This is a genomic window from Streptomyces sp. NPDC002588 (genome assembly GCF_040295925.1).
GTDB lineage: Bacteria > Actinomycetota > Actinomycetes > Streptomycetales > Streptomycetaceae > Streptomyces.
Map to the genome: position 1 here is coordinate 15965 of NZ_JBEOWF010000048.1, position 25014 is coordinate 40978.

The 25014-nt window shown below is 72.0% G+C and carries 21 protein-coding genes and 1 pseudogene; 4 read left to right on the plus strand and 18 right to left on the minus strand.

Annotation, left to right across the window (positions count from 1 at the left end; all coding sequences use genetic code 11):
• Positions 1-189: 189 nt before the first annotated feature.
• The 9 genes from ABT057_RS39435 to ABT057_RS39475 form a co-directional block, all read right to left on the minus strand.
• Complete coding sequence (locus ABT057_RS39435; protein ID WP_352348742.1) at positions 190-372, minus strand: hypothetical protein; 183 nt, start codon at positions 370-372, stop codon at positions 190-192.
• 10 nt (positions 373-382) lie between these two features.
• Positions 383-739 carry a PRC-barrel domain-containing protein gene (locus ABT057_RS39440; protein WP_352348743.1) on the minus strand — a complete coding sequence of 119 codons (357 nt, stop codon included), beginning with the start codon at positions 737-739 and terminating at the stop codon, positions 383-385.
• A 70-nt stretch (positions 740-809) separates the two neighbouring features.
• On the minus strand, positions 810-1202 hold the full coding sequence (locus tag ABT057_RS39445) for a winged helix-turn-helix transcriptional regulator (RefSeq protein ID WP_352348744.1): 393 nt from the start codon (positions 1200-1202) through the stop codon (positions 810-812).
• A 37-nt stretch (positions 1203-1239) separates the two neighbouring features.
• Positions 1240-2538, minus strand: coding sequence for a sugar ABC transporter permease (locus ABT057_RS39450; protein ID WP_502974040.1), 1299 nt, complete (start codon positions 2536-2538; stop codon positions 1240-1242).
• A complete protein-coding gene (locus ABT057_RS39455; protein ID WP_352348745.1) occupies positions 2529-3308 on the minus strand; it encodes an ATP-binding cassette domain-containing protein in 780 nt (259 codons plus the stop codon). The genes ABT057_RS39450 and ABT057_RS39455 overlap by 10 nt, the downstream gene beginning before the upstream one ends.
• Positions 3309-3350: 42 nt before the next feature.
• On the minus strand, positions 3351-4475 hold the full coding sequence (locus ABT057_RS39460) for a sugar ABC transporter substrate-binding protein (RefSeq protein ID WP_352348746.1): 1125 nt from the start codon (positions 4473-4475) through the stop codon (positions 3351-3353).
• A gap of 275 nt (positions 4476-4750) precedes the next feature.
• Positions 4751-4972, minus strand: coding sequence for a hypothetical protein (locus ABT057_RS39465; RefSeq protein ID WP_352348747.1), 222 nt, complete (start codon positions 4970-4972; stop codon positions 4751-4753).
• Positions 4973-5009: 37 nt separating this feature from the next.
• The gene (locus ABT057_RS39470) at positions 5010-8369 is read right to left on the minus strand and encodes a S8 family peptidase (protein WP_352348748.1); all 3360 of its coding nucleotides are present in this window, start codon (positions 8367-8369) and stop codon (positions 5010-5012) included.
• 38 nt (positions 8370-8407) lie between these two features.
• The gene (locus tag ABT057_RS39475; RefSeq protein ID WP_352348749.1) at positions 8408-9028 is read right to left on the minus strand and encodes a VanZ family protein; all 621 of its coding nucleotides are present in this window, start codon (positions 9026-9028) and stop codon (positions 8408-8410) included.
• Between the two features lie 152 nt (positions 9029-9180).
• Here ABT057_RS39475 and ABT057_RS39480 point away from each other — a divergent pair, with 152 nt between their 5' ends.
• Together ABT057_RS39480 and ABT057_RS39485 are read left to right on the plus strand one after the other, a co-directional pair.
• Positions 9181-10461 carry a sensor histidine kinase gene (locus tag ABT057_RS39480; RefSeq protein WP_352348750.1) on the plus strand — a complete coding sequence of 427 codons (1281 nt, stop codon included), beginning with the start codon at positions 9181-9183 and terminating at the stop codon, positions 10459-10461.
• Complete coding sequence (locus ABT057_RS39485) at positions 10458-11102, plus strand: response regulator (RefSeq protein ID WP_352348751.1); 645 nt, start codon at positions 10458-10460, stop codon at positions 11100-11102. The genes ABT057_RS39480 and ABT057_RS39485 overlap by 4 nt, the downstream gene beginning before the upstream one ends.
• A 4-nt stretch (positions 11103-11106) precedes the next feature.
• Here the strand turns inward: ABT057_RS39485 and ABT057_RS49305 are convergent.
• The 7 genes and pseudogenes from ABT057_RS49305 to ABT057_RS39530 all read right to left on the minus strand — a co-directional run bounded on the left by ABT057_RS49305 (position 11107) and on the right by ABT057_RS39530 (position 22168).
• Positions 11107-13315, minus strand: a pseudogene (locus tag ABT057_RS49305) (serine/threonine-protein kinase).
• 71 nt (positions 13316-13386) lie between these two features.
• The gene (locus tag ABT057_RS39505; RefSeq protein WP_352348752.1) at positions 13387-14301 is read right to left on the minus strand and encodes a peptidoglycan-binding protein; all 915 of its coding nucleotides are present in this window, start codon (positions 14299-14301) and stop codon (positions 13387-13389) included.
• Positions 14302-14380: 79 nt separating this feature from the next.
• On the minus strand, positions 14381-16381 hold the full coding sequence (locus ABT057_RS39510; protein WP_352348753.1) for an ATP-binding protein: 2001 nt from the start codon (positions 16379-16381) through the stop codon (positions 14381-14383).
• Between the two features lie 266 nt (positions 16382-16647).
• Positions 16648-19242 (minus strand): FtsX-like permease family protein, encoded by a 2595-nt coding sequence (locus ABT057_RS39515; RefSeq protein WP_352348754.1) that lies wholly within the window; start codon positions 19240-19242, stop codon positions 16648-16650.
• Positions 19239-20066 carry an ABC transporter ATP-binding protein gene (locus tag ABT057_RS39520; protein WP_352348802.1) on the minus strand — a complete coding sequence of 276 codons (828 nt, stop codon included), beginning with the start codon at positions 20064-20066 and terminating at the stop codon, positions 19239-19241. Before ABT057_RS39520 ends, ABT057_RS39515 begins: the two co-directional genes overlap by 4 nt.
• Positions 20067-20294: 228 nt before the next feature.
• Positions 20295-20969, minus strand: a complete 675-nt coding sequence (locus tag ABT057_RS39525; protein WP_352348755.1) for a response regulator — start codon at positions 20967-20969, stop codon at positions 20295-20297.
• A complete protein-coding gene (locus ABT057_RS39530; protein ID WP_352348756.1) occupies positions 20966-22168 on the minus strand; it encodes a sensor histidine kinase in 1203 nt (400 codons plus the stop codon). Before ABT057_RS39530 ends, ABT057_RS39525 begins: the two co-directional genes overlap by 4 nt.
• Before the next feature lie 223 nt (positions 22169-22391).
• Here ABT057_RS39530 and ABT057_RS39535 point away from each other — a divergent pair, with 223 nt between their 5' ends.
• Both ABT057_RS39535 and ABT057_RS39540 read left to right on the plus strand, forming a co-directional pair.
• On the plus strand, positions 22392-23129 hold the full coding sequence (locus ABT057_RS39535; RefSeq protein ID WP_352348757.1) for an SGNH/GDSL hydrolase family protein: 738 nt from the start codon (positions 22392-22394) through the stop codon (positions 23127-23129).
• Between the two features lie 113 nt (positions 23130-23242).
• On the plus strand, positions 23243-24238 hold the full coding sequence (locus ABT057_RS39540) for a helix-turn-helix transcriptional regulator (protein WP_352348758.1): 996 nt from the start codon (positions 23243-23245) through the stop codon (positions 24236-24238).
• 60 nt (positions 24239-24298) lie between these two features.
• Here the strand turns inward: ABT057_RS39540 and ABT057_RS39545 are convergent, their stop codons facing one another.
• Both ABT057_RS39545 and ABT057_RS39550 read right to left on the minus strand, forming a co-directional pair.
• Positions 24299-24529: a hypothetical protein gene (locus ABT057_RS39545; protein WP_352348759.1), complete on the minus strand. Its 231-nt coding sequence runs from the start codon at positions 24527-24529 to the stop codon at positions 24299-24301.
• 158 nt (positions 24530-24687) lie between these two features.
• On the minus strand, positions 24688-24840 hold the full coding sequence (locus ABT057_RS39550; RefSeq protein WP_352348760.1) for a hypothetical protein: 153 nt from the start codon (positions 24838-24840) through the stop codon (positions 24688-24690).
• Between the last annotated feature and the right edge of the window lie 174 nt (positions 24841-25014).

The window sequence follows — 25014 nt, forward strand, 5'->3', positions numbered from 1 at the left end:
TTCTGGGAACCACTACTGCAACTGACATCGACAGTAGCATGGCGCGATCGTCCCTGCTCGGACAATGATTTCTCCCGGGCCGGGATTGAGCCGCCTTCCGGGAATATTCCCGTCCCGCCGCGGGAATTTCTCATCCGGCCGGGACAGATATTGCCCGGCGTGGGCCGCAGGATCCCGCCGCTTCCCTGGTCAGCGGACCGGACGTCGGCGAACGCGGCGCGTCCCCGCCACCGCGACGAACGCCACATCGGCGATGAACAGCACGACCCCGACCGCCAGCAGACAGCCCAGTCCGTCCGCCGCCGCGCCGATGATTCCGAGGATCACCGACACCAGGACGAGCAGCAGGAACGTCACCATCACGGCGCCCATCTCCCCTGGGTCAGCGGCGTGCGAGCCGGCGTTCGCCCTGGAGGCCCGGCCGGTACTCGATGCCGTAGTAGCGGAAGACCGTCTCCTCCTGCTCGGCGGGCAGGATGTCGTCCGTTCCGATCGACGGGGCCTTGCGCACCTTCCCCTTGGCGTGCGGGACCGCGACGTAGTCGGGCCCGAGGACGGCCTCGTCGAGCGGGACGAAGACGAGGCGCTGCCGGGTCGGCAGCCCGGTGCGGACGGTGGCCATGGCCGGTTCGTCCGTGGCCGTGTCCACGTAGACCGCTTCCAGATGGCCGATCCGGTGCCCCTTCGGGTCGACCACGTCGTGGTTGCGCCACTCCCGGATGTCCGCCGCACGGATCATGCCTGCTCCCCTGCCTTCACCACCGCCCCGGGCCCCCGGGCAGGTCGACGAGTACCCCGGGTGGCGGGGGTCACTCCTTCGCCGCGTCGTACTCCTCGCGGGCGTGCTGGATCGCCGTCATCCGCCGGTCCACCCACTGCGCGATGCCGCGGACCTGTTCGGCGGCCTCCCTGCCGAGGTCGGTGAGGGAGTAGTCCACGCGGGGCGGGATCACGGGCTTGGCGTCGCGGTGGACCAGTCCGTCGCGCTCCAGGGTCTGCAGGGTCTGGGTCAGCATCTTCTCGCTGACCTGGCCGATCGCCCGGCGCAGCTCCCCGAAGCGGTACGAGCGGTCCAGCAGCGCGATCAGGACGAGGGTGCCCCAGCGGCTGGTGACGTGCTCCATGACCAGGCGCCGGGGGCATCCCGCGACGCCGTCGGTCGTCCGCACAAGGTCCACCGGGGTCGGCTCGCTCACTCCCATGGCCGAACCTTACCCAGCGGACGGCACCGCGGAATGGTCAGCGCAGCGGTCGGTACGGGTCCGCCGTCCGCCGGGCCAGCGAGTCGAACACCACCGCGATGTACAGCACCCCGCCGGTGACCATGAACTGGACCGGGGGCTCGATTCCCAGCAGCGCCATGCCCGAGCCGATCGACTGGATGATGAGCACCCCGAGCAGCGCGGACCAGGGCGAGCCGCGGCCGCCGAACAGGCTGGTACCGCCGATCACCGCGGCGGCGATGGCGTTGATCAGCAGCATGCCGGAGCCCGGGACCTGGCTCGCCGAGGTGAGCCGGGACGCGACGAACAGGCCGCCGGCCGCCGCCAGGGTGCCCGACACCACGAACACCGAGATCCGTACGCGCGTCACATCGACGCCCGCCCGCCGGGCCGCCTCCACACCGCCGCCCAGCGCGAGGATCTGGCGGCCGTAGGGGGTGCGGCGCAGGAACAGGTCCGAGGCGACGATGACGGCGAGAAAGATCAGCAGGGCCAGCGGCAGGCCCTCGAACCGGTTCAGCACGTAGACGGAGGCGAAGGCGACCACCGCGAGGAGGGCCGTACGCGCCCAGATCTCGCCGACCGGCCGGTACGGCATCCCGGCGGCGCCGCGGCGTCCGCGTTCGAGGTAGGAGGCGAGGAGGTAGGCGGCCGTGGCGAGCGCGGCCAGGCCGTAGGTGGCGACGGCGGCGTCGTAGTAGCGGCTCGTCAGCTGGGCGACCAGGCCGTCCTCGCTGAAGTTGATGGAGTTGTCGGGGCCGAGCAGGTAGAGCATCAGGCCGTTCCAGGCGAGCAGGCCCGCGAGGGTGACGACGAACGCGGGGACGCCGATCCTGGCGAAGGAGAACCCGTGGATGGCGCCGGCGGCCGCACCGCAGCCCAGCGCGGTGATCACGGCGAGCCATTCCGGCATGCCCAGGGTCACGTTCAGCGCCGCGAACACGGCGCCCGCGAGGCCGGCGAGCGATCCCACCGACAGATCGATCTCACCGATCAGCAGCACGAAGACGATACCGACGGCGACCATGCCGGTCCCGACGATGTCCACGCTGAGGACGGACAGGTTGCGCGGCGAGAGGAAGTTGCGGTTGAGGGACTGGAAGACCACCCAGGTCACGGCCAGCGCGAGGAGGACGGGTGCCGGGCCCAGGTCGCGTGCGTGCAGTCTGCGGCGCACCAGGGCGGCGTACTCCCCGAGGTGTCCGGCGTACCCCCGGCGTCCGTCGTGGCCACCGCCGGGGCCGGACGCCGCCTCCTCAGGGGTGTCCGCGGTGGGGGTGGTGTGCGCCCGGGACCGCCTTCCCCTCACGGCCATGCCTCCTCGGGGCGGGTCGGGCGGTGCGCGGCGGAGTTGTCCGCCGCGCCGGTGATGGAGGAGATGATCTGTTCCTGGGAGGTGGTGTTCACGTCGAAGAGGCCGTTGTTGCGGCCGAGGCGCAGGACGGCGACCCGGTCGGCGACGGCCTTGATGTCGCCCATGTTGTGGCTGATGAGGAGGACCCCCAGGCCCCGGTCGCGCAGTTCCTCGATGAGGTCGAGGAGCTGGCTGGTCTGTTCGACGCCCAGGGAGGCGGTGGGCTCGTCGAGCAGGAGCAGCCTGGGCTCGCCGAGGAGCGAGCGGGTGATCGCCACGACCTGCCGCTGCCCGCCGGAGAGCGCGGCGACGGGCACCCGCACGTCGGGGATGCGGATGGACAGGGTGTGCAGCAGCTCGCGGGTGCGGCGCTCCATCTCGACCTCGTCGAGGATGCCGAGCCGGTGGATCTCCCGGCCGAGGAAGAGATTGCCGACGACGTCGAGGTTGTCGCACATCGCGAGATCCTGGTAGACGGTCGCGATCCCCAGGACGTGGGCGTCCTGGGGACGTTTGATCTGGATGGCGTCGCCCTGCCACTCGATGACGCCCTTGTCGGCGGGACCGACCCCGGAGATCACCTTGACCAGGGTGGACTTGCCGGCGGCGTTGTCGCCCACCAGGGCGACCACCTCTCCGCCCCTGATCTCCAGCTCGATGTCGACCAGCGCCTGCACGGCAGCGAACCGCTTGGAGACGCCGCGCAACGCCAGCAGGGGCTGAACCGGCACGGGGTCACCTCCTTCCGCCTCCGGGGAAAGGTCATCGGGTCCTCATCGGGTGAGTCCGGCCTTCGCGCAGGCGGACCGGAGGTTCGGGGGGCATATCTGTCGGATGGTGTACATACCGTCCTTCACCAGAGTGTCCTTGATGTTACCGACGGTGACCGAGACCGCCGGGAGCAGAACCGCCGGGATGTTCTTGGTGGTGGCGTTGTCGACGGTGCCGGTGGCGATGGACCCGACCGATCTGCCGCGCCCCAGGGCGACGGCCATCTCGACGGCGGCGTCGGCGGCCGGCTTGAAGGGCTTGTAGACGGTCATGTACTGGTCGCCCCGGACGATGCGCCGCACGGCCGTGAGGTCGGCGTCCTGCCCGGTGACCGGGGGCAGCGGCCTGACCTCGGTGGCGTTGAGGGCGGAGATCACGGCGCCGGCGAGGCTGTCGTTCGCGGCCAGGACGCCGTCGATGGCGCTTCCGCCCAGGGCGGCGATGGCGCCCCGCATGTTGACGAAGGCGTTCTCCGGCCGCCAGTCGACGGTGTCGTAGGACCTGCCGATCTTCACCTTGCCCTGGAGGACGGAGAGCGATCCCCGCTTGAACCAGCCGGCGTTCGGGTCGGTCGTGGCGCCGTTCATCATGACGATCTGGTTGCCGCGGGCCTTCGTGCCCATGGCCTTGAGGAGGGCCTCTCCCTGGAGCCTGCCGACCTTCGCGCCGTCGAAGGTGACGTATCCGGCGATCGGGCCCTGTGCGAGCCGGTCGTACGCGACGACCGGGATGCCGGCCCGGTGCGCGTCCTCGACCGCCGGGCGCAGCAGCTCGGGGTCGACGGCCGCGACGATCAGGACGTCCACCCCCCTGGTGATCATGGACTCGAGCTGCTGCCGCTGGATCGCCGGGTCGGGCGTGGCGCCGACGGCGGCCTCGCAGTGCGGGCACAGCTCCTTGAGTTTCTTCACGATCAGCGGCTTGTCGAACTGGCCGAAGCGGGAGGCTCCGCCGCCCGGGAGCAGCACGCCGACGGTGAGACGGTCGTCACCGCCGCCGCCGCTGTCCTCGGCGCACGCGCCCGCGAGGGTCAGCGTGGCGGCGATGGCGATCGCCATGGACGCGCGGGTGAGGGACCTGCCCTTCCCGACCGGAAGCCTGACACCGAGACCGACACCGAGACCCATCTGCGGTTCCTTAGGAATTTTGTCAGATTTTATCCCGTAATAAGCGTCTAGTGCCAAGCGTAGCCAAACCGACGGGTTCGTTCCGGTTCGCCGGAGATGTCAGGAGGAGGCGCCGCAGGGGGGCGGGAGCACGAAGAAGGCCCGGGCGGGCGGCAGCGAGCACGGCGGGACGGCCGACAGGAGGCGTCGCTGCAGGCGGGCGGGGCCGGACCGGCCGTACGGCCGGACGGTGCGGATACGGCGGACGGCCACTCCTGAAGGAGTGGCCGTCGGCCTCAGAGCTTGCTCATCTTGCTGTACGGGCTCAGGATCCGCTGTTGCACTGGACCGAAGTCCACGAGCGCCGCGATCCCGTCCTCGATACCGATCACCCGGCCGAGGCCGTACATGTCGTGCGTGACCTGGTCGCCCACCTCGAAGTGCTTGGGAGGTGGGACGACAGGCGCTTTGAAGGGGCTGGTGGGCAAGTGTCGCTTCGGTGCAGCTGGCTTTGTCATTGCCCTCAGTATGCGCCCAGGTGACTTGATCGCGGACCTACTTGGTCGTGCGGTATGCCCGGTAGATCGTCTGCCTGGTCGTGCCGCCCCTGGGGTCCGTGAGGGTGACGCGCAGGGAGACGGCGCCGGGACGGGCCGGATGCTTCAGCACGACGCGCCTGCCGGCGACGACCCTGGCCTTCTTCCAGTGCCTGCCGTCGTCGTAGGACACCTGGACCGTGACCTTGCGAGCGGTGCGGTTGGTGGCCGCGCCCTCGATGGTGAACGGGACGGTGAAGCCGCGGCCCGCCTTGGCGGTGTTGGCCGCCGACAGCTTGGGCGTGAAGCGGACCGCGGACAGCGGCAGCCACTGCCACTGGTCCTCGGAGACGTGCGCGGAGCGGAAGGTCCACTCGGCGGTCACCCGGGTGCTGACGGCGGAGAGGGAGGCGGGGCGGGAGACGTCGGTGACCAGGCGGTAGGCGCGCTGCCCGGCGGGGAGGGTGGCGGGCACGCCGGCCAGGGGCGCGGCGACGTCGAACAGCTTGCGGCTGCCCTGGTAGAGCGTGCTCCGGGCCTTGCCCCAGTCGGAGTCGCCCCAGTCGCCGGCGCCGTCGGAGAACAGCGCCACGTTCGCGAGGAACTCGTCACCGCGCCGCAGCACACCCGCCTCGCCCTGGCCGTCGGCGGCGGGCATGCGGGGCCCGAAGACGCCGTAGTCGAAGCGGTGCGTGTACGTCCTGCCCGCCTTGAAGCTCATGGGGTCGGCGGTCAGCCTGAGGTCCAGGGGCGCCTCGCCGTCCGCGCCGGGAGCGCCGAACTGCTGGGCGACGTACTGCCAGCGCACGCCCGGCATGACGTACTCGGTCGCCTTGTACGGCAGCGGGGCCTCGAGCGGAGCGGGGCCGTCCCAGTTCCCGTCGGGCAGGACGGGCGCCGCGGTGTAGGACAGGGTCTTGCCCTTGGCCGGCTCGCCGAAGGAGAGGTTCACCCGGGCGAACTGCTCGCGCTTCGGCTTCGCGGTGAAGCCGGAGAGGTCGCCCCGGCGGATCCACACGGGCCGGTAGTGCACCGAACCGCGGGTCCAGGTCCCGGAGTACTGCATGTAGGCCTCGCCGGCCGGCGACCTGGCGCCCAGCTGTCCGACGCGCACGTCGTCGAAGCTGTTGTAGGCATACTCGATTCCGAAGGACTCGCCGTCGACCTCGCCGCCGAAGGTCACCGAGGCGTCGGTGTTCCTCGCCCTGGCGTCCGGCACGGTGATCTTGACCGGGTCGGCCTTGCGGGCGTCCATGACCACGGTGGTGTTCCGCTCCAGCGTGAGCTTCGGGTACACCAGCAGGGCCTGCTTGTCGTCGTCCCTGCCGGGCGCGGTGGCGATGATGCCGTCCATCATGTAGCGGCCCTTGGGCAGCCGGAGCGTGTACGTCCCGTCCGTGCCGGGGGCCAGGCTCCACCCCTGCTGGGTGTCCAGGCCGGTCACGTCGCTCACGGCGTCGGTGGTGGCCTTGCCCTCGAGGTCCAGGTACTCGAGGGTCAGGTCGTACGACTCGACCTCGCGGTTCACGCCGAGCGCGGTCCGCACCCGGACGTCCCCGGAGGCCGCGGTGACCGCGCCGCTGAACACGCCGTCGGCCGTGCCCTTGCCGGTGTCGGCGGTGACGGTGGCGGTCGCGGTACCGCCCGCCGGGACGGTGAGCCGCTTCGGCGAGACGTCGAACATGCCCTCGGCGGCGGGCTTTCCGTCCTCGCCGGACGCCTCGGTGGTCAGGTCGAGGGTGACCGGCGCGTCGCCGTCGTTGCGATAGGTGATCTCCTTGGCGACGGGCTTGTCGTCGGTGTGCGGCCACTGAACGGTGCCGAAGCCCAGCGTGGCGGGTCCGGCGGTGACCTGCTGGGAGACGGCCCGCTTGAGGTCCGTACGGCCCGTGCCCTGCGCGAAGGCGCTCACACCCTTGGTGGGTTCGGCGGTGGAGGTGAGGAGCGCCTTGATGCGCTCGCCCGTCCAGTCCGGGTGTTCCTGGGCGAGGATCGCGGCGGCGCCCGCGACGTGCGGGGTGGCCATCGAGGTACCGCTCATCGACACATAGCCGTCGGCGGCCGGGTCGCCCTCCGTGCCCTGGGCGGCCTTCGCGGCGACGATGTCCACGCCGGGGGCGGTGATGTCCGGCTTGAGGGAGCCGTCCGCCGTGGGGCCGCGGCTGGAGAAGTCGGCGACGGCGTCCGTGCGGTCCACCGCGCCCACGGTGAGCGCGGCGGCGGCGCTGCCCGGCGTACCGATCGTGCCCGCGTCGGGGCCCTCGTTGCCCGCGGCGATGACGAACAGCGCGCCGGAGGAGGCCGACAGCTCGTTCACGGCCTGCTCGAGCGGGTCGGTGTCGGGGGTGTCGTAGCCGCCCAGGCTGAGGTTGATCACCTTGGCGCCCTGGCCGACCGCCCACTGCATGCCGGCGATGATCTCGGAGTCGGAGCCCTCGCCGTTGTCGTCGAGGACCTTGCCGCTGATCAGCCGGGCGCCGGGCGCGACGCCCTTGTACTTGCCGCCGGACTTGGCGCCGGAACCCGCGATGGTGGACGCCACGTGCGTGCCGTGGCCCACGCGGTCCACGGTGTCCGCGGACTCGGAGAAGTTCTTCGCGGTCTCGACCCGGTCCTTCAGGTCGGGGTGGGTGGTGTCCACGCCGGTGTCCAGGACCGCGACCTTGACGCCCTTGCCGTCGTACCCGGCCGCCCAGGCGGCGGGGGCGCCGATCTGTGCCGTGCTCTTGTCCAGGCTCGCCCTCACCTTGCCGTCGAGCCAGATCCGCTCGACCTTCGGCGCGACGGAGGCGGCGAGTGAACCGCGCTGCGCGCCGCTGCCGGTGAGGGTCTGCCACACCCCGCTTCCGGACTTGGGGGCGCTGACCGCGTCGCCGTTGACGCTGGGCAGGTCACGGGCTACCTCGGCGCCCGCGGAGGACAGCGAACTCCGCGCGACCGTACGGCCCTCGGCGTAGGTGACGATCAACGGGGTGTCGTCGCGGGAGGAGTCGTCGTAGCCGAGTTCCACGAGTCCGGTCACGTCGAACAGACGGCGGTCGGCGGTGCCGTCCGCGAGCGGCTTCTCGGCGTCGCTCGGGATGACGTAGGTGCTGCCGCCCGTCGTGCGGTTGATGCGGAAGGTGATGCCGTCCCGGCCCTTGGCGGTCTGCACGCCGGTGACCCTGCCGGTGCCGTCCAGGGTGACCTTGTCGCCGGTGACCAGGGTGACGGTCGTGCCTGTGCCTGTGCCTGTGCCGGTGGCCGCGGAGGTCGCGGCGGCGCCGGACGCGGCGGACCGGGGCGCCCCGTCGGCCGTGCCGCCCAGCAGGGTGGTGGCGAGGGCCAGGGCGGTGACGGGGGCGATCGCGGCGGCCGTCGCTCGTCTCGGGTGTTTCACGGCATGCCTTTCTGCGAGGTGGGGGAAGAGGTCGTCGGTCAGGCGCGGGCGGCCTTGGTCTGCACGGCGCGGCGGGTGCCGATCCCGCCCGTGGCGATGGCCGAGCCGGGCAGGGCGAGGGCGTGCAGCCGGACCGCTGCCGAGGGGAGGCGCATCGCCTGGCGGAGGACCAGGTAACCGATCAGTCCGCCCAGGGTGTTGGTGATGAGGTCGTCGATGTCCACCGAGCGGGCGTTGTTGCACACGACGTAACTGAGCAACTGGGTCAGCTCGATCGACAGACCGACCAGCGCGCTGAGGCCGGTGACCCGCCTCAGCGAGGTGGCCTTGGCGGACATCAGCGGCAGCAGCATCCCGAGCGGGACCGTCAGGATCACGTTGGCGAGGATGCTGGGGTCGGGGCTGGGCTGCGGGATGTAGGTGACCTGGCTGGTCCAGGGCGTCTGGTTGGCGAACTCGCCGTAGGTCACGACGATCGGGAAGATGGTGAGGCTGAGCACACCGGCGGCGTACACGGCGGCCAGCAGCCGGGTCACGGCGTGGGCACCGGTCCAGCCGGGCCGGCTCCGCCGTACGCGCACGGCCAGCAGCACACCGAACGCGACCAGCAGGGGCCCCAGTACGGTCGCGGCGCCGATCTCGACGTTCACATTGCCCATGGGGGTACTCCTCGGAGGACGGAAGGGTGCCGGCGACGTCCGGCGGGGCTGCCAACTCTCGCCCGCCGTACCGGGGCTGCGGATCTCGCGGCAGTCGGATATTCGGGCCGACCACTACGACTTTCGGCAGAGGGCCCGGCTACGCTCCCGGCATGAGGTTCTGGCGGAAGTCGTGGCGTAGCGAGGCTGTGTGGCCCTTCGTGGTCGTACTGCTGCTCGGTCTCGGCCTGTTCGACTGCATGGCCGGTGCGTTCGGATACAGCCACCAGGCGTTCACCAGGCTCGATGGCACCACCACCGGCCCGTTGATGCTGGTATCCGCCCTGCTGGCGGTCGCCGGGCTGCTGCTCTGGCCCCGGCTCGGCGCCCGGGCACTGCCGCTCACGGCCGGTGTCGTGGCGGTGGCCTCGCTCGGCATCACGCTCGCCATCCACGTCATCGCGGGAATCGCCCCCGGCCTGGACGAGTTCACCACCGTCGAGGTGTCGATCGCACTCACCGAACCGGCGGCGCTGTCGGCCCTGTTGATCCTCATGACCTGGCGCGGGGCGCCGGTGTGGTCGGCGGTGGCCGCACCGCTGTGCGTGGCGGCGATCGTCCTGCGCCCGCTGGCGGCCGAAGCCGACATCGGCGGCATGATCATCGCGTTCTTCCTCACCCTGGCGGCGACCGCCGCCCTGGCCATCGGCCTGACCGTGCGGCTGGTCGTCGCCGACCGGCGGCAGCGGGAGGCCGATGTACGGCTGGAGCAGCGTGCGGAGTTCGCCCGGGACCTGCACGACTTCGTCGCCCACCATGTGACGGGCATCGTCATCCAGGCGCAGGGGGCACGCTCGGTCGCCGCCCGGCGCCCCGACCTGGTGCCGCCGGCGCTGGAACGGATCGAGCACGCGGGCGCCGAGGCGCTGAAGTCGATGCGCGCGATGGTCGGGATGCTGCGCGAGACCGGCCCGCAGGAGACCGGGAAGGCAGCGGAGGTGGCGCTCGCCCCGCTGGCGGGCATCGCCGAAGTGCGTTCCCTCGTCGAGGAGTTCGCCCCCGTGGGCGGCGGCCGGGCGGTCCTGCGGACCGAGGGCGGGTTCGAGGACCTGCCGGTGGAGGTGTCCACCACCGTGCACCGGGTGGTGATGGAGGCGCTGACCAACATCCGCAAGCACGCCCGGGACTTCACCGAGGTGGAGGTGGGTCTGGTCCGCACCGGTCCACGGATCACCGTGACGGTGACCGACGACGGACGGCCGCGCGTCGGCCACCAGGCCCTGCACGCCCTTCAGTCGCTGGGCGGCGGCTTCGGGCTGAAGGGGCTCGGCGAACGGGTGGGCATGATCGGCGGGCGGGTCGAGGCCGGCCCCGGGCCGGCCGGCGGCTGGCGCATCGAGGCGACGCTGCCCTTGGAGGCAGCTGTGGAGGGAACAGTGGGGAAAGCCGCATGACGATCCGGGTACTGATCGCCGACGACCAGGCCATGGTCCGTATGGGCTTCGAGATGATCCTCGCCGCCGAGGAGGACATCGAGGTCGTGGGCCAGGCGGCGGACGGCCTGGAGGCGGTGGAACTCGCCGAACGGCTCCGCCCCGACGTGGTGTTGATGGACATCCGGATGCCGCGCCTCGACGGCCTGGAGGCGCTGCGCCGGCTGACCCGTCCCGGTCTGGTCGACCCGCCGAAGGTCGTGGTGGCGACGACCTTCGACGAGGACGAGTACGTCCACCGCGCCCTGAGCGACGGCGCCTGCGGCTTCCTCCTCAAGGACTCCGGCCCCGCCCTGCTGGTCGAGGCGATCCGGGCCGCGGCGTCCGGGGAGGCCCTCGTCAGCCCGTCCATCACGCTGCGGCTGCTGCGGGGCCTGTCGGGCACCGCCGCGTCCGGACCCCCGATCGATCTGTCGGCCCGTGAGACGGAGGTGGCGCGCCTGGTGGCGGGCGGGCTCACCAACGCGGAGATCGCCGCCGAACTGTTCATCACGGTGGGTACGGTGAAGACCCATCTGGGCAACATCAAGACCAAGCTCCCCGCCCGCAACCGCGTCGAGATCGCCGCCTGGGCCTGGCGGTCGGGCGTCGCCGACCGGTGACCGGTCAGTCCACGGCTGCGGGGCGGTCCGGACGTACGGAGAACGCCGTGCTGCCGACCACCGCCACGATCGCGTCCTGGACGAGCAGCAGTTGCGGGTCCACGCCCGTGTCCCCCGGGTCGTCCAGCGCGGCGGTGCGCCACCGCTGTGTTCCGGTGGCACGGTCCAGCGCCAGCAGCCGGCCGAAGCGGTTGGCGAAGAGGACGCTGTCGTACGTCTTCGACCACACCGGTACCGACAGGTTCTCCACCTCCGTCACCTTCCGCCACAACTGGGTGCCGTCGGCCGCCGACACCGCGGTGACCGTACCGTCGTCCCGCACGAAGTAGACGGCGTCGTCGAGCAGGGTGGGGGTGCCGCCGGGCGCACCGGCCAGGGGCAGCGGCCGGGTCTCGCCGCTGCTCGCGTCCACCCGCAGCAGCGTCTCGTACGTGCCGTCCGAGGAGTCCGTGTCCTCATCCGGCCCGGACGCGACCGCGAACAGGAGCTGTCCGTCGACGGCGCCGAGCGGCTGCGCCGTCAGGGGAAGCTTCGTGAGGACACGCTCCTTGCCGTCGGAGGCGTCGAACCGCAGCAGGAAGGACGAGTCGCCGCCGGATTCGTCGTTCGGCAGGCACAAGCCGTACGGGGCGTCACCCAGCACGAGCGGTTCGCAGGACGTGCCCGCCGACGGCGTCGCCGCCGACCTCCACAGCTCCTGGCCGGACGTCCCGTAGGCCACGAACTCGTTCCGGGAGGGCGTCAGCGTCAGCACGCCGCCGCTGAACACGTGCGCCGGGTCGACGATTCCGCCGACGGTGCGGGTCCACCGCCGTCGCCCGGTGGCGCCGTCCAGGGCCACCAGCGTCGTGACCTCCGAGGTGTCGGCGAGCGAGTCCGGGAGTTCGTAGACGTAGACGAGCCCGTCGCGGGCCCCGACGGGCAGCGCCCGCTGCGAGCCGGTGCCGGGCTGCCAGCGGACCTTGCCGGAGGCGGGGTCGATCCCGGCGACCCTGAAGTTCGTCCCGGCGCAGGTCAGGTCGCTGCCGCCCGAGACACACCAGGTGTTCAGCGCGGAGGAGGCGCCGTCGGCGGCGGCCCGGGTGAGGACCGTCCGCCAGGGCCGCCAGCCGACGGGCAGCGCGGGGGTGGGTGAGGCGGCGGGCGCGGACGCCGACACGGGGGGGCGTCCTGGGTGTATCGCTCAGGTTCGAGGTGAGCTGCACCGCCGTGACGCCCAGTCCGGTGACGGCCAGGGCCGCGGCGATGACGACGGGTGTCCGCAGACGCCGTCCGCCGGAACCGCGTCGGAGCGTGCGCCCGGTCGTCACGGTGGTGCCCCCGCCCGCCGGTCCGGCGTGGGTCGGGAAACCCGCGTCATGACGGGCCAGGGTGACGGGCACCTTCGGCACGGGGGAGTGGTCGGGCAGGCGCCGCAGCATGCCGTGCAGTTCGGCCGGTCCGGGGCGGGCCGCCGGATCCTTCTCCAGACAGCGCCCGGCGATGGTCCGCAGCGGCTCCGGGACGCCGTCCAGGGCGGGCGCCTCGTGCATGACCCGATAGCCCGTCATATAGGGGCTGGTGTCGTCGAAGGGGCCTCTGCAGGTGGCCGCGTACACCAGTATCGAGCCCAGCGAGAACACGTCCGAGGCGGGGGTGACGCCCCGGGGGGCCGAGAACTGCTCCGGCGACATGAAGGGCGGGGTGCCGATCAGCCGTCCGGTCATGGTGAGGTCCTGGTTGTCGGCGGCCCGCGAGATGCCGAAGTCGATGACGCGCGGACCGTCCTCGGCCAGCAGGACGTTGCTCGGCTTGAGGTCCCGGTGCACCAGGCCCGCCTGGTGGATGTCCCGCAGCGCCTCGGCCAGGCCCAGCGCGAGGGTGCGCAGCCGCCGTCCGTCCAGCGGGCCTTCCTTCTCCACGACGTCGGCCAGGGTGCGGCCCGGCACGTACAGCGTCGCCATCCAGGGCAGTTCGGCGTCCGGGTCGGCGTCCACCACCGGCGCGGTGAACGCCCCGCTCACCCGGCGGGCCGCGGCGACCTCCTGCCGGAACCGGGCCCGGAACTCCTCGTCCTGCGCGTACTGCGCGTGCACGACCTTGACCGCGACGAGCCGCCCCGAGGCCGAGCGTGCCAGGAAGACGACGCCCATGCCGCCGCTGCCGAGCCGGTCGACGAGCTCGTAGCCGCCGATCGATCCGACGGCCCCCCAATCGCCGGATCCCAGCGACATCGCCCGCCACCTTCCCAACTGCCATGTACCACGGGGTAGTTCAGCGGATCAGGGCCGCTGTGCCGGGCCGCTCAGCCGGCGAACAGCAGACGCCAGGTCAGCGGTCCGGGCGTGCCGTCGGCGTCGCCGCGCAGTTCCGCCCGCGACTTCTGGAAGTCCCGCACGTTCAGCCGGTCGGCCTCGCCCCAGGTCTTGCTGGGGCCGACCTTGTAGTGGTCGCCGAAGCCGCGCTTCACCAGCTGCTTGCCGAGCTGCAGGACGTACGCGTTCGTCGCCCCGGCCACGAAGTACTTGCGCCCCGGGAAGGCGGGGACCTTCGGCTTGGCGGGGGTGGTGGCCCCCGCGTCGTCGTCCACGTCCAGGTCCGCCTTCGCGTACTTGAGGATCCGGGCGAAGTCGATCGCGCCGGGGTCGCCGTGCACGTTCTCGGGCACGTGCATGTGCCCGCAGATCCCCTTGAAGTCCGTCCACTGCGCGGCCGTCATCCGCTGCCCGCCGCTGCCGTACGACGACGGGTACGCGGGCCAGGACGTCGGCCCGGACAGCGGCACGCCGTGCTCCTCGTGCATCCAGGCCAGGAAGCGGGCGACGCCCTGCAGCGCCCAGTCGGGGGCGTCCGGCCAGTAGACGTGCGCCGTGCCCGCGGCCTTCCACTTCGCGTGGGTCTTCGGGTCACAGGTGCCGACCAGCTCGATCTGGCACACGTTCATGGTGTTCGTCTCGACGCCGCCGCGCAGGTTGACCAGCGCCCGGGAGGAGGTCTCGATGTCGAAGTGCTGGTACCACTTCAGCTTCTTCGCGGCGAGGTCGGGCACCGCCGTCAGGTTCGGCGCCGTGGAGCCGCCCTCGTAGCCGGGCAGGGTGGGGCCTTCCGTGGTGTGCAGGACGACGACGTTGACCTGCATCGGGTCGCCGCCGAAGTCGTCCTGGTACCAGTTGGCCCGGCTCGCGCCGGGGTAACGCTGGGGTCCCGTCTTGGTGCTCATCACGAACTCCTGGGTGCGTGTGGCCTCGCTCGGGCGAGGCGGGGGATGAGAAAAGAAGTGGGGGGTGGGTCCAGAGGTGTCAGTGCCCTTGTCTCAGGGCGGAACGGTGGCCCGGGACGGGCGCCGCGGCCGGAGCCATCGGGCCCGCCTCCCGCAGATGCCGTGCCAGACGCGCCGGGTCGGCATCGTCACGGCCCGCCAGCTCGCGGGCGAGCGCGGCGTGCCGGAGCTGCCGAGAGGACGGGGTCTGGGTGCTCAGCACCACGTCGCGGTGCAGCTCGGGCAGCCGGTAGCGGCCGGTGTCGGCCATGCCGGGGTCCGGGTCCCAGACCAGGATCCGGGCGGTCACGGCGGCGTCGATCAGCGGCAGCAACTGCTCCTGCGCCAGGCCCTGGACGTCGGCGAGCAGACCGACGTCCAGCCACTCGCCGTCGGCGGCGGCGTAGGTGAGCATGGTCCGGGCCGGATCGGGCAGCTCGACCAGCCTGGCGTGGAGGATGCCCCGCACCGCGCCCGGTACCTGTGCCCGCGGCCCGGTGCGCCGGTCCGGCGGCAGCTCGAGCAACTCGGCCAGGGTGAACGGATGCCCCTGGGCACGCCGGTGCAGCGCGGCCGCCTCCTCGGGGCCGGCGTCCTCGCCGCGCGCCGCGAGCAGCTCGGCCACGTCGTCGACGGTCAGCGGCTCCAGGCTGAGCCAGGTCGCGCCGATCGGGGCCAGCTCGGCGAGGAGCATGCTGGACGCCGGGCTGTCGCCGTCGCGCAGGGCGCACACGATCACGACCGGGGCCTCGCGCAGCACCTTGGCGAGCCGCCTCAGCAGGCGGTGGAAGCCCTGCGGTGCCTGGTCGAGGTCGTCGACGACACACAGCGTGGGGCCCTGCGTGAGCTCATGGACGAGGGTGCCGAGCGGGTCCTTCTGCGCGACGTCGTCCTGACTGGAGTCGGAGCCGTCCTGCCGCAGCGCGTCCAGGAGCTGGACGGTGGGGCAGGTCTGGGATATCCCGCGGTTCCCGCTGAGCGCCTGACCGGCCCGGGTGCGGGCGACGGTGAACCCGCCGGCCAGGGCCCAGGCGGACAGCTCGTCCAGCAGCCGGGTCTTGCCGGAGCCCTGCTCCCCGCTGACCACGGCCCACCGGGGGCGGCCCGCGGCCGCGGCCTTCAGCAGGGCGGCCAGCTGTGTGGTCTCCTCGCCCCGGCCCACCAAGGGGGTGGTGGCGTGGCCGAGGTCCGGGTGGACGGACGCGGCGGTGAAGTCGGGGCCCGGCGGAAGAGCCGTGCCGGGCGTGGCCGCGGCGGTGCCGAGGACGAGGACGTCGTGCCGCAGGATCGCGGTGTGCAGGTCCCTCAGCTGGGGGCTCGGGTCCAGACCGAGTTCCGTGGCCAGCATGTCGCGGAACCGTTCGTACTGCCGCAGTGCCTCGACCGGCCGGCCGGCCGCGTACAGCGCCCGCATCAGCAGCGCCCAGGACGTCTCCCGGAGCGGCGCCTTGAGCACGAGCCCCTCGGCGACGGCGATGGCCGGTTCCGTCTCGCCCTGCTGGACGAGGATCGCGGCCTGCAGTTCCCTGGCTTCCTGGAAGGCGCCGTCGAGCCGGGTGCGCTCGCGGATCGCGAAGGCGTGCTCGGTGGCCTCGGCCAGGGCCTCGCCGCGCCACAGCCCGAGCGCCGCGTCGATCTCCTGCCGGGCGACGGTGAGCTGCCGGTTCCTCAGGGCTTCGCGGGCCCTGCTCACGGACTCCTCGAACAGGGTCGTGTCCCGGGCCTCGCGGGGCACCTTCAGGGCGTAGCCCGCCGGGCCGCTGACCAGCATGCCCGACCGGCCCTGACGGACCGGGTCGAGGACGGCGCGCAGCCTGCTGATGTGGGCGCGCACGGAGGAGGCGGCGCCCGTCGGCCGGTCCGTCGGCCACAGGTCACGGCAGAGGGTGTCGGCCGACACGGGGCGGCCGTCCTCGATGAGCAGGCGCAGGAGCAGCAGCCTGCGCTGCCGGGGGCCGAGATCGAGCGAAACGTCGCCATGCAGCACCTCGACGGGGCCGAGCACGCCGAATCGCAGCGTGAGTTCACGACGTGGGTTCAACGGGCGGGCCACCTCCTGGGCCATGCAGGGTACGCGATCGATGCAACAGCGCCTTCGCGCTGTCGGATCGGTCTCGGTAGCCCGGCGCCCCGTTCCGGTGTCCGGCGCCGGCAGTGCCGAGCCGTTCCGGAGGGAGTCAACCAACGATTCGTTGCTCGGTTGTTGTCCATGTGTTGTTCGCGGTGTTCCCCGGTTCACCGGGCAGTTCTTCCGATCGCTCATCCGATCGCCCATCCGGTCGTTGTTCCGGTCGTTGTTCCGGTCGTTCATTCGGTGCCGCCCAGTGCGGTCATCGGCGTGACACGGGTGGCACGGCGGGCGGGCAGGAGGCCGGCCAGCGCGGCGAGGGCGGCCAGGGCGGCGAATACCAGCACGAGTTGGCCGGCGGGCAGGCGCAGGGGCGCGTCGGCGACGACGACGCGGACGACGAGCCACGCGTAGGGGATGCCGAGGGAGAGGCCGAGCACGGCGCCGAGGGCGCCGTACAGTCCGGCTTCCATGGTGATGGTCCGGCGCAGTGCGCCGCCGCCCAGGCCCAGGGCGCGCAGCAGTCCGAACTCACGGGTGCGTTCGATCGCGGTCAGGCCCGTCGTGGCGGCGATGCCGACGACCGCGATGAGGATGGTCAGGGCGACGAGTCCGAGGGCGGTGGTGCCCATCGTCGCGACCATTTCCCGGTTGCTGTCGCGGGTCTCCGCCAGGACGTCGATCGTGACGTCGTCGCGGTCGGGTACCCGCGCGGTGACGATGCTCTCCAGCGCCCGCCTCGCCTTCCCCCGGGCGGCGAAGCCGTCGGCGGCGGCGTCGGCGAGGACGCCGCTCGGGTGCGCGGGCGCCCCCATCCGGTCGAGGTCCTTGGGTGCGACGAGGACGTTCGCCTGGAGCGGGCCCTTTCCGGGCAGGGTGGCGGCGACGGTCAGCCGCAGGTCGCCGCGCGGCGAGGGGAGGGTGAGCGGGTCACCGGCCCGCACGCCGAGCATGTCGGCCAGGTCGGACGCGAGGACCGCGCGGCCGGGGCCCAGGTCGTCGAGGGACCCGGTGACGGTGTCGATGTCCTTGCCGGTGGGCAGGGCGTCCGGGTCCAGGTCCGCCACGTCGAACTCCCGGTCGCCGAGGGTGACCGTCAGGACGCGGTAGCCGGTGACATGGGTGAGCTGCGGGGACGCGGCGAACTGCCGTACCACGGTGGGGTCCAGGCCCTCGGCACCGGCGGCGACCCGGAAGTCGGCGGGGGCGTCGACGGCCGCGGTGCGCGCCAGGTAGCCGCTCAGGCAGGCGAGGCAGACGAGGGCGCCGGAGACCAGGGCGACACCGAGGGCGACGACCACGGAGACGGCCGCGGCGCGACGCGGGGCCCCGCCGACGCCGCCGACGGCGAGCTTGCCGGTGGTGCCGAGGCGGCGCAGCGGCCATCCGGCGACCGCCAGCACGGGGCGGACCAGGAGCGGGCCCAGGGTGATCAGCGCCAGGAAGGCCAGACCCGCCGAGGCGATGGTGACCAGCAGGGCGAAGTCGCGGTCGTAGTCCTGCTGTCCCGGTTCGGGCAGCCGGGACAGGAGCAGGGCGGCGAGCCCGCCGGCCGCGGCGGTCAGGAGGGCTCCGGCGGTGAGGCGGGCGGGGCGGATCCGGCGTTCGCCCGCGAGGGTGCCCGCCGTGCGCAGTGCCTGCAACGGTGACACGCGGGCCGCCGACAGCGCGGGGGCGAGCACCACGCCGACCGTGACCAGTACGGTCCCCAGGACCACCAGCACGGCCTGCGGCACCGGGACGCCCGGTGCGGACAGCTCCCGGTCCGCGAGGAGCCGGGCGGCGGACGGCGCGAGGTGCCCGGCGCCGAGCGCCGCCAGCACCCCGATCGAGCCCGCGACCGCGCCGACCAGGGCGCCCTCGGCGGCGAGCGCGGTCACCAGCCGGCGCTGCGGGGCGCCGATGGCACGCAGCAGCGCCAACTGCCGCAGCCGCTGGGCGAAGACGATACGGAAGGCCGAGGTGGCGACGAGGGCCGCGGCTCCCACGGCCACGGCCAGGAACACGGCCAGGAGCTGGAAGACCTCGCGCAGGTCGCCGCTCACCGCGTCGTGTGCCTCCTGGGCGCGGACCGCGCCGCCGGACCTGACCGTGGCGCCGGGGGAGGTCTCGGCGAGCACCGCGCGCACCTGCCGGGACAGTTCGCCCCGCGGGACGCCGTCCTTGGCGCGGATGTCCACGTGCTGATAGCCCGGCAGATCCGCGAGGGGCCCGATGTGGGCGTCGGTGGTGTAGCCGCCGGACATCTGATCGGCGGTCGCGGTGCTCTTCACCACGCCCGTGACGGTGAGGGTGACCTTGACGGTCTTCTCCGCGTCCTTGCGGTCGGCGATCAGCAGGGTCGTCCGGGTGCCGGGGGCGAGCTCGAGCTCCTCGGCGGCCCGGCGGTTGACCGCGATCTCGCCGGCCCGGCTCGGATAGTCCCCTTCGACCAGCCGGACCTGGGACAGCGGTCCGGTGCCGGGGTCGGAGTGGAGTACCAGCCAGCGTTCGTAGGGGCCGTCGATCGGCGCGCCGGTGTTCACGCGGCCGACGGCCTCGGCCACACCGGGCAGCGCGCGGATCCGCCGCAGCGCGGCGGCGCTCAGGTTGGTCCCCGCGTCCTCGTCCGGGGCCGCGACCAGGCTGACGGCCTCGGGTGTCCCGCGGAAGGCGTCGATCGTGGTGTTCATGGCGATCTGCTGGGCCATGACGGTGGCGAAGACCACGAACGCGGCCACCAGGACGGACAGTCCGGTGGTGAGCAGCCGGCCGGGCCGCCGCAGCAGTTCGGCCAGCTGTGATCCGAGGACGCTCGCCCGCCAGGGGCCGCCGGCGCGCCGTGGGGTGCTCATCGGACGCTCCTGCCCACGGGGCCCGCAGGGCCCGCGGACCGCAGGGTGCGCAAGGCCTCGCCCGGGTCGGAGACGGGCAGGCCCCCCATGGCCCGGCCCACGTCGGCGCCGGACGCCGCGTCCACGTCGTCGACGATGCGGCCGTCGGCGAGGACGAGCACGCGGTCGGCGTAGGCGGCGGCCTGCGGGTCGTGCGTCACCATCACCACGGTCTGGCCGAGGTCGCGCACGGAGCGGCGCAGGAAGTCGAGCACCTCCGTGCCGGTGCGCGAGTCCAGGTTTCCGGTGGGCTCGTCGGCGAAGACCACGGCGGGCCGGGCCAGCAGGGCCCGGGCGAGCGCCACGCGCTGCTGCTGGCCGCCGGAGAGTTCGGCGGGCCGGTGGGACATCCGCTCGCCGATGCCGAGCACGCCGACGAGATGGTCGAGCAGGTCGTGGTCCAGGGGCCGGCCGGTCATGGTGACGGGCAGCGCGATGTTCTCCAGCGCGGTCAGCTGGGGCAGCAGATTGAAGGACTGGAAGACGAAGCCGACCTTGTCCCTGCGGACGCGGGTCAGTGCCCGATCGGACAGCCCGGTCAACTCCGTCCCGTCCAGGATCACTTGGCCCGAGGTGGCGGAGTCGAGGCCGGCCAGGCAGTGCATCAGGGTCGACTTGCCCGAGCCCGAGGGGCCGGCGATGGCCGTGAACCGCCCGCGGGTGAAACCGACGGTCACCGTGTCCAGGGCCCTGATCTGCGCAGGCCCCTGCTGGTACACCTTGACCAGATCCACGGCGGCGGCGATCTGCTCACCACGGGCATTTTGTTCGGGCCCTTGCGTCATATCCATGGGGTGAATTCCCCCTGGTTGTGCCGCGTGGCCACGGAAATCGTCACGGTGACCTCCGGGAGTTTCTTCCGATACTGAATTCGACGGCTGTCGATCAGCAGGATTCAATTCTCGAAGGGAGGCCGTCCCGGCACATCGGCTCAGAACCTGATTGCGTGCGGCGTACCTGCAACCGGAGTTGGAGGGCGGTACTACGACCACGGTCGCAGTGCCGCCCACCGCTCAGCCGGCGGGGCTCACCAGGCCCGAGTCGTAGGCGAAGATGACGGCCTGTACCCGGTCGCGCAGGTCCAGCTTGGTCAGAATCTTGCCGAAGTGGGTCTTCACGGTCGCCTCCGCGATGTACAGACGGGCAGCGATCTCGCCGTTGGACAGGCCTTCGGCGACCAGCTCGAGCACCTCCCGCTCGCGCAGGGTCAGCAGGTCCAGCCGCTCGTCGTGCCGGGGCGTGGGCGCCAGCTTGCCCGCGAACCGGTCCAGCAGCTGGCGGGTGACGCGCGGGGCGACTACGGACTCGCCGGCCGCCACGACCCGGATCGCCGCCACGACCTCCTCGGGCGGGGTGTTCTTCAGCAGGAAGCCGCTCGCGCCGGCCTGCAGCGCGGCGAAGGCGTCCTCGTCGGTGTCGAAGGTCGTGAGCACCAGCACCCTGGGCGAGCCGGCGAGCCGCCCCAGCCGCCGGGTCGCCTCGACCCCGTCCATGACGGGCATCCGGATGTCCATGATGGCCACGTCCGCGCGGGTGTGCGTCAGCAACGCCAGGGCGTCCGCGCCGTTCTCCGCCTCGCCCACCACGTCGATGTCGTCCTGCGCGGCCAGCACCATCGCGAACCCCGCCCGGATCAGGGGCTGGTCGTCCACCACGACCACCCGTATCGGCCCGCTCGTCCCGCTCATCCCGCCGTCCTCACTGGAAGTTCCGCCTCGACCTGCCATCCCGCGCCCATGCGCGGCCCGGCGTTGAACGTGCCGCCGGACACCTCCACCCGCTCGCGCATGCCCACGAGCCCGTTCCCGCCGCTGGCCCGATCCGCCGCGGCCGGCGAGCCGGCCAGCCTGCCGGCGCCGTCGTCGACCACGCTGATCAGCACCGCGTCCGCGTCGAACCGCAGCTCGATCGCGACCTGCGCGCCGGGTCCGGCGTGCCGCAGCACATTGGTCAGGCTCTCCTGGACGATCCGCAGCACGGTCAGCTCGTCCGCCGTCGACAGCCTGCCCCCGTCGCCCTCGACGGTCAGGTCCACCTTCAGGCCCGCGACGCGGGCCCGCTCGGCCACCGTCTCCAGATCGTCCAGCGAGACCCGCCGGCGATCGGTGTCCGGGTCCTGCGCGGAGGCCCGGCCACTGCGCAGGACCCGCACGATCCGGTGCATGTCCTCCAGCGCGTCCCGCCCGGTGTCGCCGATCGCCTTCAGCGCCGAAGCGGCCTTGTCGGGCGCCGACTTGAGGGCGTAACCCGCCCCGTCGGCCTGGAGGATCATCACCGCGAGACTGTGCGCCACCACGTCGTGCAGCTCCCTGGCGATCTCCGCGCGCTCCTCGGCGGCGGCGAGCCGCACCAGGTGCTCCCGCTCCCGCTCGGCCGTCGCGGCCCGCGCCTCCAGGCTGGCCACGTACAGCCGGCGGGTCCGCAGCACCATGGCGGTCAGCCACAGGGCCGTGCCCAGGCCGGCGTAGGCGAACAGGGTGGTGAAGTCCCCTTCCCCCAGCGTCCCGTAATGAGGGCCGTATCCGGACTCCAGCACGATGCCCACGAGGACGACCGCCCCGGCCGCGTAGGTGTGCCACATCGTCCGGGCGTGGGTGACCACCGAGACCATCGCGACGAGCAGCGCCCCGTCGTACGCGGCCGGGGCCGACGCCAGCCCGTACTCCGAGTAGTCGTCCAGCACGTACTGGAGCAGCGCGAGCCCCGAGACCAGCCCCATGGCCGCCAGCGGCCGTCGGCGGCGCAGCAGCATCGCCAGGGCCATCCCCCAGCCGATCAGCAGGTCGTACTCCGCCGTGTACTGCGAGGCCGCCCAGACCACCAGCACCGCGAGTGCGATGTCGTAGGCCGTGAGGAACCACGGCTCTCCCTGTAGGCGGCGCAACATGGCCAACAGGCTACGGCACGCCGCTCCGCGGTCCTTTCCTGAAATGCAGTCAATTATTGACAACATACCGGCAATTCCAGGGCAACGAGCAGGATTCGGTGTCACGGCGCACCGCTGTACGATCCTCATTCCTCACCAGTCCCAAGGCAACTCAAGGGTACTCATGCGTAAATTGACGTCAATTGTCGCCGGCGCCGTTATGGCATTCGCCGGTATGGCGACGATGACCAGCACCTCCGCGCAGGCCGCGACCGGGCAGGAGTACGTGGCTCTGGGGGACTCTTACGCGTCCGGGGTCGGCGCGGGGTACTACGACACCGCCAGTGGTGCCTGCAAGCGCAGCACGCTCAACTACCCGGCCCTGTCGCAGGCCGCGCACGACGGCTACACGCTGAAGGACGTCTCCTGCAGCGGCGCGACCATCGCGGACGTGCGCGCCAACCAGCTGTCCGCGCTGAGCGCCGACACCGACATCGTCAGCCTCACGGTGGGCGGCAACGACGCCCAGTTCACCACCGTCGTCCAGGACTGCCTCCTGAACACCGACAGTTACTGCCAGACGGCCGCGTCGTGGATGTCGGTCTACGCCCGGGGCCAGATGGTGACCGACCTCGCCGGTCTGTACAAGGACATCAAGGCCAAGGCGCCGAACGCCAAGATCGTCGTCCTCGGCTATCCGCAGGCGATCTCCTCGACCGGGACCTGCCCGGTGATCGACCTCGACGCCGCCAAGCGCACCTACATGAACGGCTTCGCCGACGCACTGGCCGAGGGCACCAAGGCCGCGGCGGCCCAGCAGTCCGTCACGTTCGTCGACATGCGCGACACGTTCAAGGGCCACGGGGCCTGCGGCTCCGACCCGTGGATCAACGACCTGAGCAACGCGTCCGAGGTCTTCCACCCCAACCTGGCGGGCTACCTGGGGGGCTACTCCGACAAGCTCAACCAGGCCTGGGGCTGACCACCCGCACGGCAATAGTCGGCGACTTCCATCTCTTGCGAACAGGCCGCACAGTCCGCTCCACAGGTACGAGTGGGCGGCCGGCACCACCTCTACGCAACAGGAGGACGACTGTGTCACTGTCCGACGTCATAGGTCTCGACACGACGGCATCCGCCGTCTACCGGGCCATGCTCAACAACCCCGCGGCCGACGTGGACGAGCTGAGCAGCATGCTCCAGCTCACCGGAGGCGAAGTGGGCCACGCCCTGGACGCGTTGGCCGACAGCGCACTGCTGGAACCGTCGAGGGCGAACCCCGGCACGTTCCGGGTCGTCGACCCGAGAGTGGCTCTGGAACGGGCTCTGCAGCAGGAGGAGGAAGAACTCGCCCGCAAGCAGCGGAAGCTGGAGGCCAGCAGGGCCAAGGCCGCGCAGGTTCTGGCCGAGTTCGAGCGGCCGGGCCGGGTGGAGAGCGGCGACATGTACCGGTCGGTGCGCATCACCGGCCTCGACGCCATTCAGAACGAACTCGAGGTCCTGGCCCGAGACCTCCGCTCGGATCTCCGGTCCGTCGTCCCGGGTGGCGCGCAGTCCGCTGCCGCGCTGGCCGCGGCCCGCCCCATCGACATGGAACTCCTCGCACGGGGCGTGCAGATGCGGACGCTGTACCAGGACAGCGTCCGGAACGACGCCGCGACCCTCGACTACGCGCAGTGGCTGACGGAACACGAGGGCCAGGTCCGTACGGCGCCCCTCATTCCGCCCCGGCTGCTGGTCTTCGACAGCCGCATCGCCATGATCCCGCTCAAGCCGTCCGACACCCGGGCCGGGGCCCTGCGTACCGAGGATCCCGCCGTGGTCAAGAATCTCGTGGCGATGTTCGAGCAGGCGTGGGAGATGGCGGTACCGCTCGGTGCGGACCGCACGTCTGACGCGGGCAGCCTGACGCCGACGGAACGGGAGGTGCTCAAGCTCCTGGCGAGCGGCATCACCGACGAGGCGGCCTCACGGCGTCTGGGCGTCTCGATGAGGACGGTGCGCCGCCAGATGGCCGCGTTGATGGAGCGGCTCGGCGCCTCCAGCCGGTTCGAGGCCGGAATCAACGCCGCACGCCGGGGGTGGCTGTAGAGCCTGCCGCGGATCCAGCCCGCCGTGCCGTGAACACCCGCCACCGACAGGGTCCGGTGTTCACGGCACGGCGGGCTGCTCATCTGTCGCCGGCCCCGCGGCGTCGGCCGGCACGTCGAGGCGGCGGTATGCCTGGAGCACCGGGATGATCTGAACGCTCCTCATGAGACGCTCCAGGCGCAGGGAGGTCTCGCCCGGGTCCGTGCCCCGGAAGAACATGTGCAGCGCCATGCCGCCGCCGTCATCCTTCACCCTGATGTGCTGAAGGCCGTCCTCCGGCCTCGAATGCACCCAGAGAGCGTCCTGGACGACTTGGCATTCACCCGCCACGGGCGGCAGACCGTCATGCCGCTGCAAGTACGTGTACGCGCAGATCACACTTCATCCCATCGTTCACCGGCGGTGGAAGGATCGGCCGTCCACGGCCAGGCCCCGCGTGAGTGCGGGACTCAGTCCCAGATGACGCTGTTCGTGCCCACGGTCGCGGAACCGACGACCCGCTCACCGCTGCCGCGCGTCGCCCCCACCACGGTGGACACGAGACCGACGAGCACCGAAGCCGAGAGGACCAGGCAGACCAGGGTTCGGGTGGTGACGCGCATGGCAGATCCATTTCATCCGGGGAGGCCGGGCGGCTCCGTCCTTCAGGAACAACTCTCTCCCGGCAAGCGGGCGCGCGGAAGACGAGAGGGCTGTCACCAACCGGCCTGGCCGCAAGGTGACATCGGCGGCCTCGGCCGGCGGCCGGCGGGCGGACCCGTGGACGCTTCCGGACA

Coding starts and splice junctions, on each gene's coding strand:
- ABT057_RS39465 (WP_352348747.1), bottom strand. CDS start 4,972: ATGACAAAGCCAGCTGCACCGAAGCGACACTTGCCCACCAGCCCCTTC.
- ABT057_RS39525 (WP_352348755.1), bottom strand. CDS start 20,969: ATGAGCGGGACGAGCGGGCCGATACGGGTGGTCGTGGTGGACGACCAG.
- ABT057_RS39530 (WP_352348756.1), bottom strand. CDS start 22,168: ATGTTGCGCCGCCTACAGGGAGAGCCGTGGTTCCTCACGGCCTACGAC.
- ABT057_RS39550 (WP_352348760.1), bottom strand. CDS start 24,840: ATGCGCGTCACCACCCGAACCCTGGTCTGCCTGGTCCTCTCGGCTTCG.
- ABT057_RS39505 (WP_352348752.1), bottom strand. CDS start 14,301: ATGAGCACCAAGACGGGACCCCAGCGTTACCCCGGCGCGAGCCGGGCC.
- ABT057_RS39515 (WP_352348754.1), bottom strand. CDS start 19,242: ATGAGCACCCCACGGCGCGCCGGCGGCCCCTGGCGGGCGAGCGTCCTC.
- ABT057_RS39535 (WP_352348757.1), top strand. CDS start 22,392: ATGACCAGCACCTCCGCGCAGGCCGCGACCGGGCAGGAGTACGTGGCT.
- ABT057_RS39460 (WP_352348746.1), bottom strand. CDS start 4,475: ATGGGTCTCGGTGTCGGTCTCGGTGTCAGGCTTCCGGTCGGGAAGGGC.
- ABT057_RS39445 (WP_352348744.1), bottom strand. CDS start 1,202: ATGGGAGTGAGCGAGCCGACCCCGGTGGACCTTGTGCGGACGACCGAC.
- ABT057_RS39485 (WP_352348751.1), top strand. CDS start 10,458: ATGACGATCCGGGTACTGATCGCCGACGACCAGGCCATGGTCCGTATG.
- ABT057_RS39435 (WP_352348742.1), bottom strand. CDS start 372: ATGGGCGCCGTGATGGTGACGTTCCTGCTGCTCGTCCTGGTGTCGGTG.
- ABT057_RS39520 (WP_352348802.1), bottom strand. CDS start 20,066: ATGACGCAAGGGCCCGAACAAAATGCCCGTGGTGAGCAGATCGCCGCC.
- ABT057_RS39475 (WP_352348749.1), bottom strand. CDS start 9,028: ATGGGCAATGTGAACGTCGAGATCGGCGCCGCGACCGTACTGGGGCCC.
- ABT057_RS39450 (WP_502974040.1), bottom strand. CDS start 2,538: ATGGCCGTGAGGGGAAGGCGGTCCCGGGCGCACACCACCCCCACCGCG.
- ABT057_RS39480 (WP_352348750.1), top strand. CDS start 9,181: ATGAGGTTCTGGCGGAAGTCGTGGCGTAGCGAGGCTGTGTGGCCCTTC.
- ABT057_RS39440 (WP_352348743.1), bottom strand. CDS start 739: ATGATCCGTGCGGCGGACATCCGGGAGTGGCGCAACCACGACGTGGTC.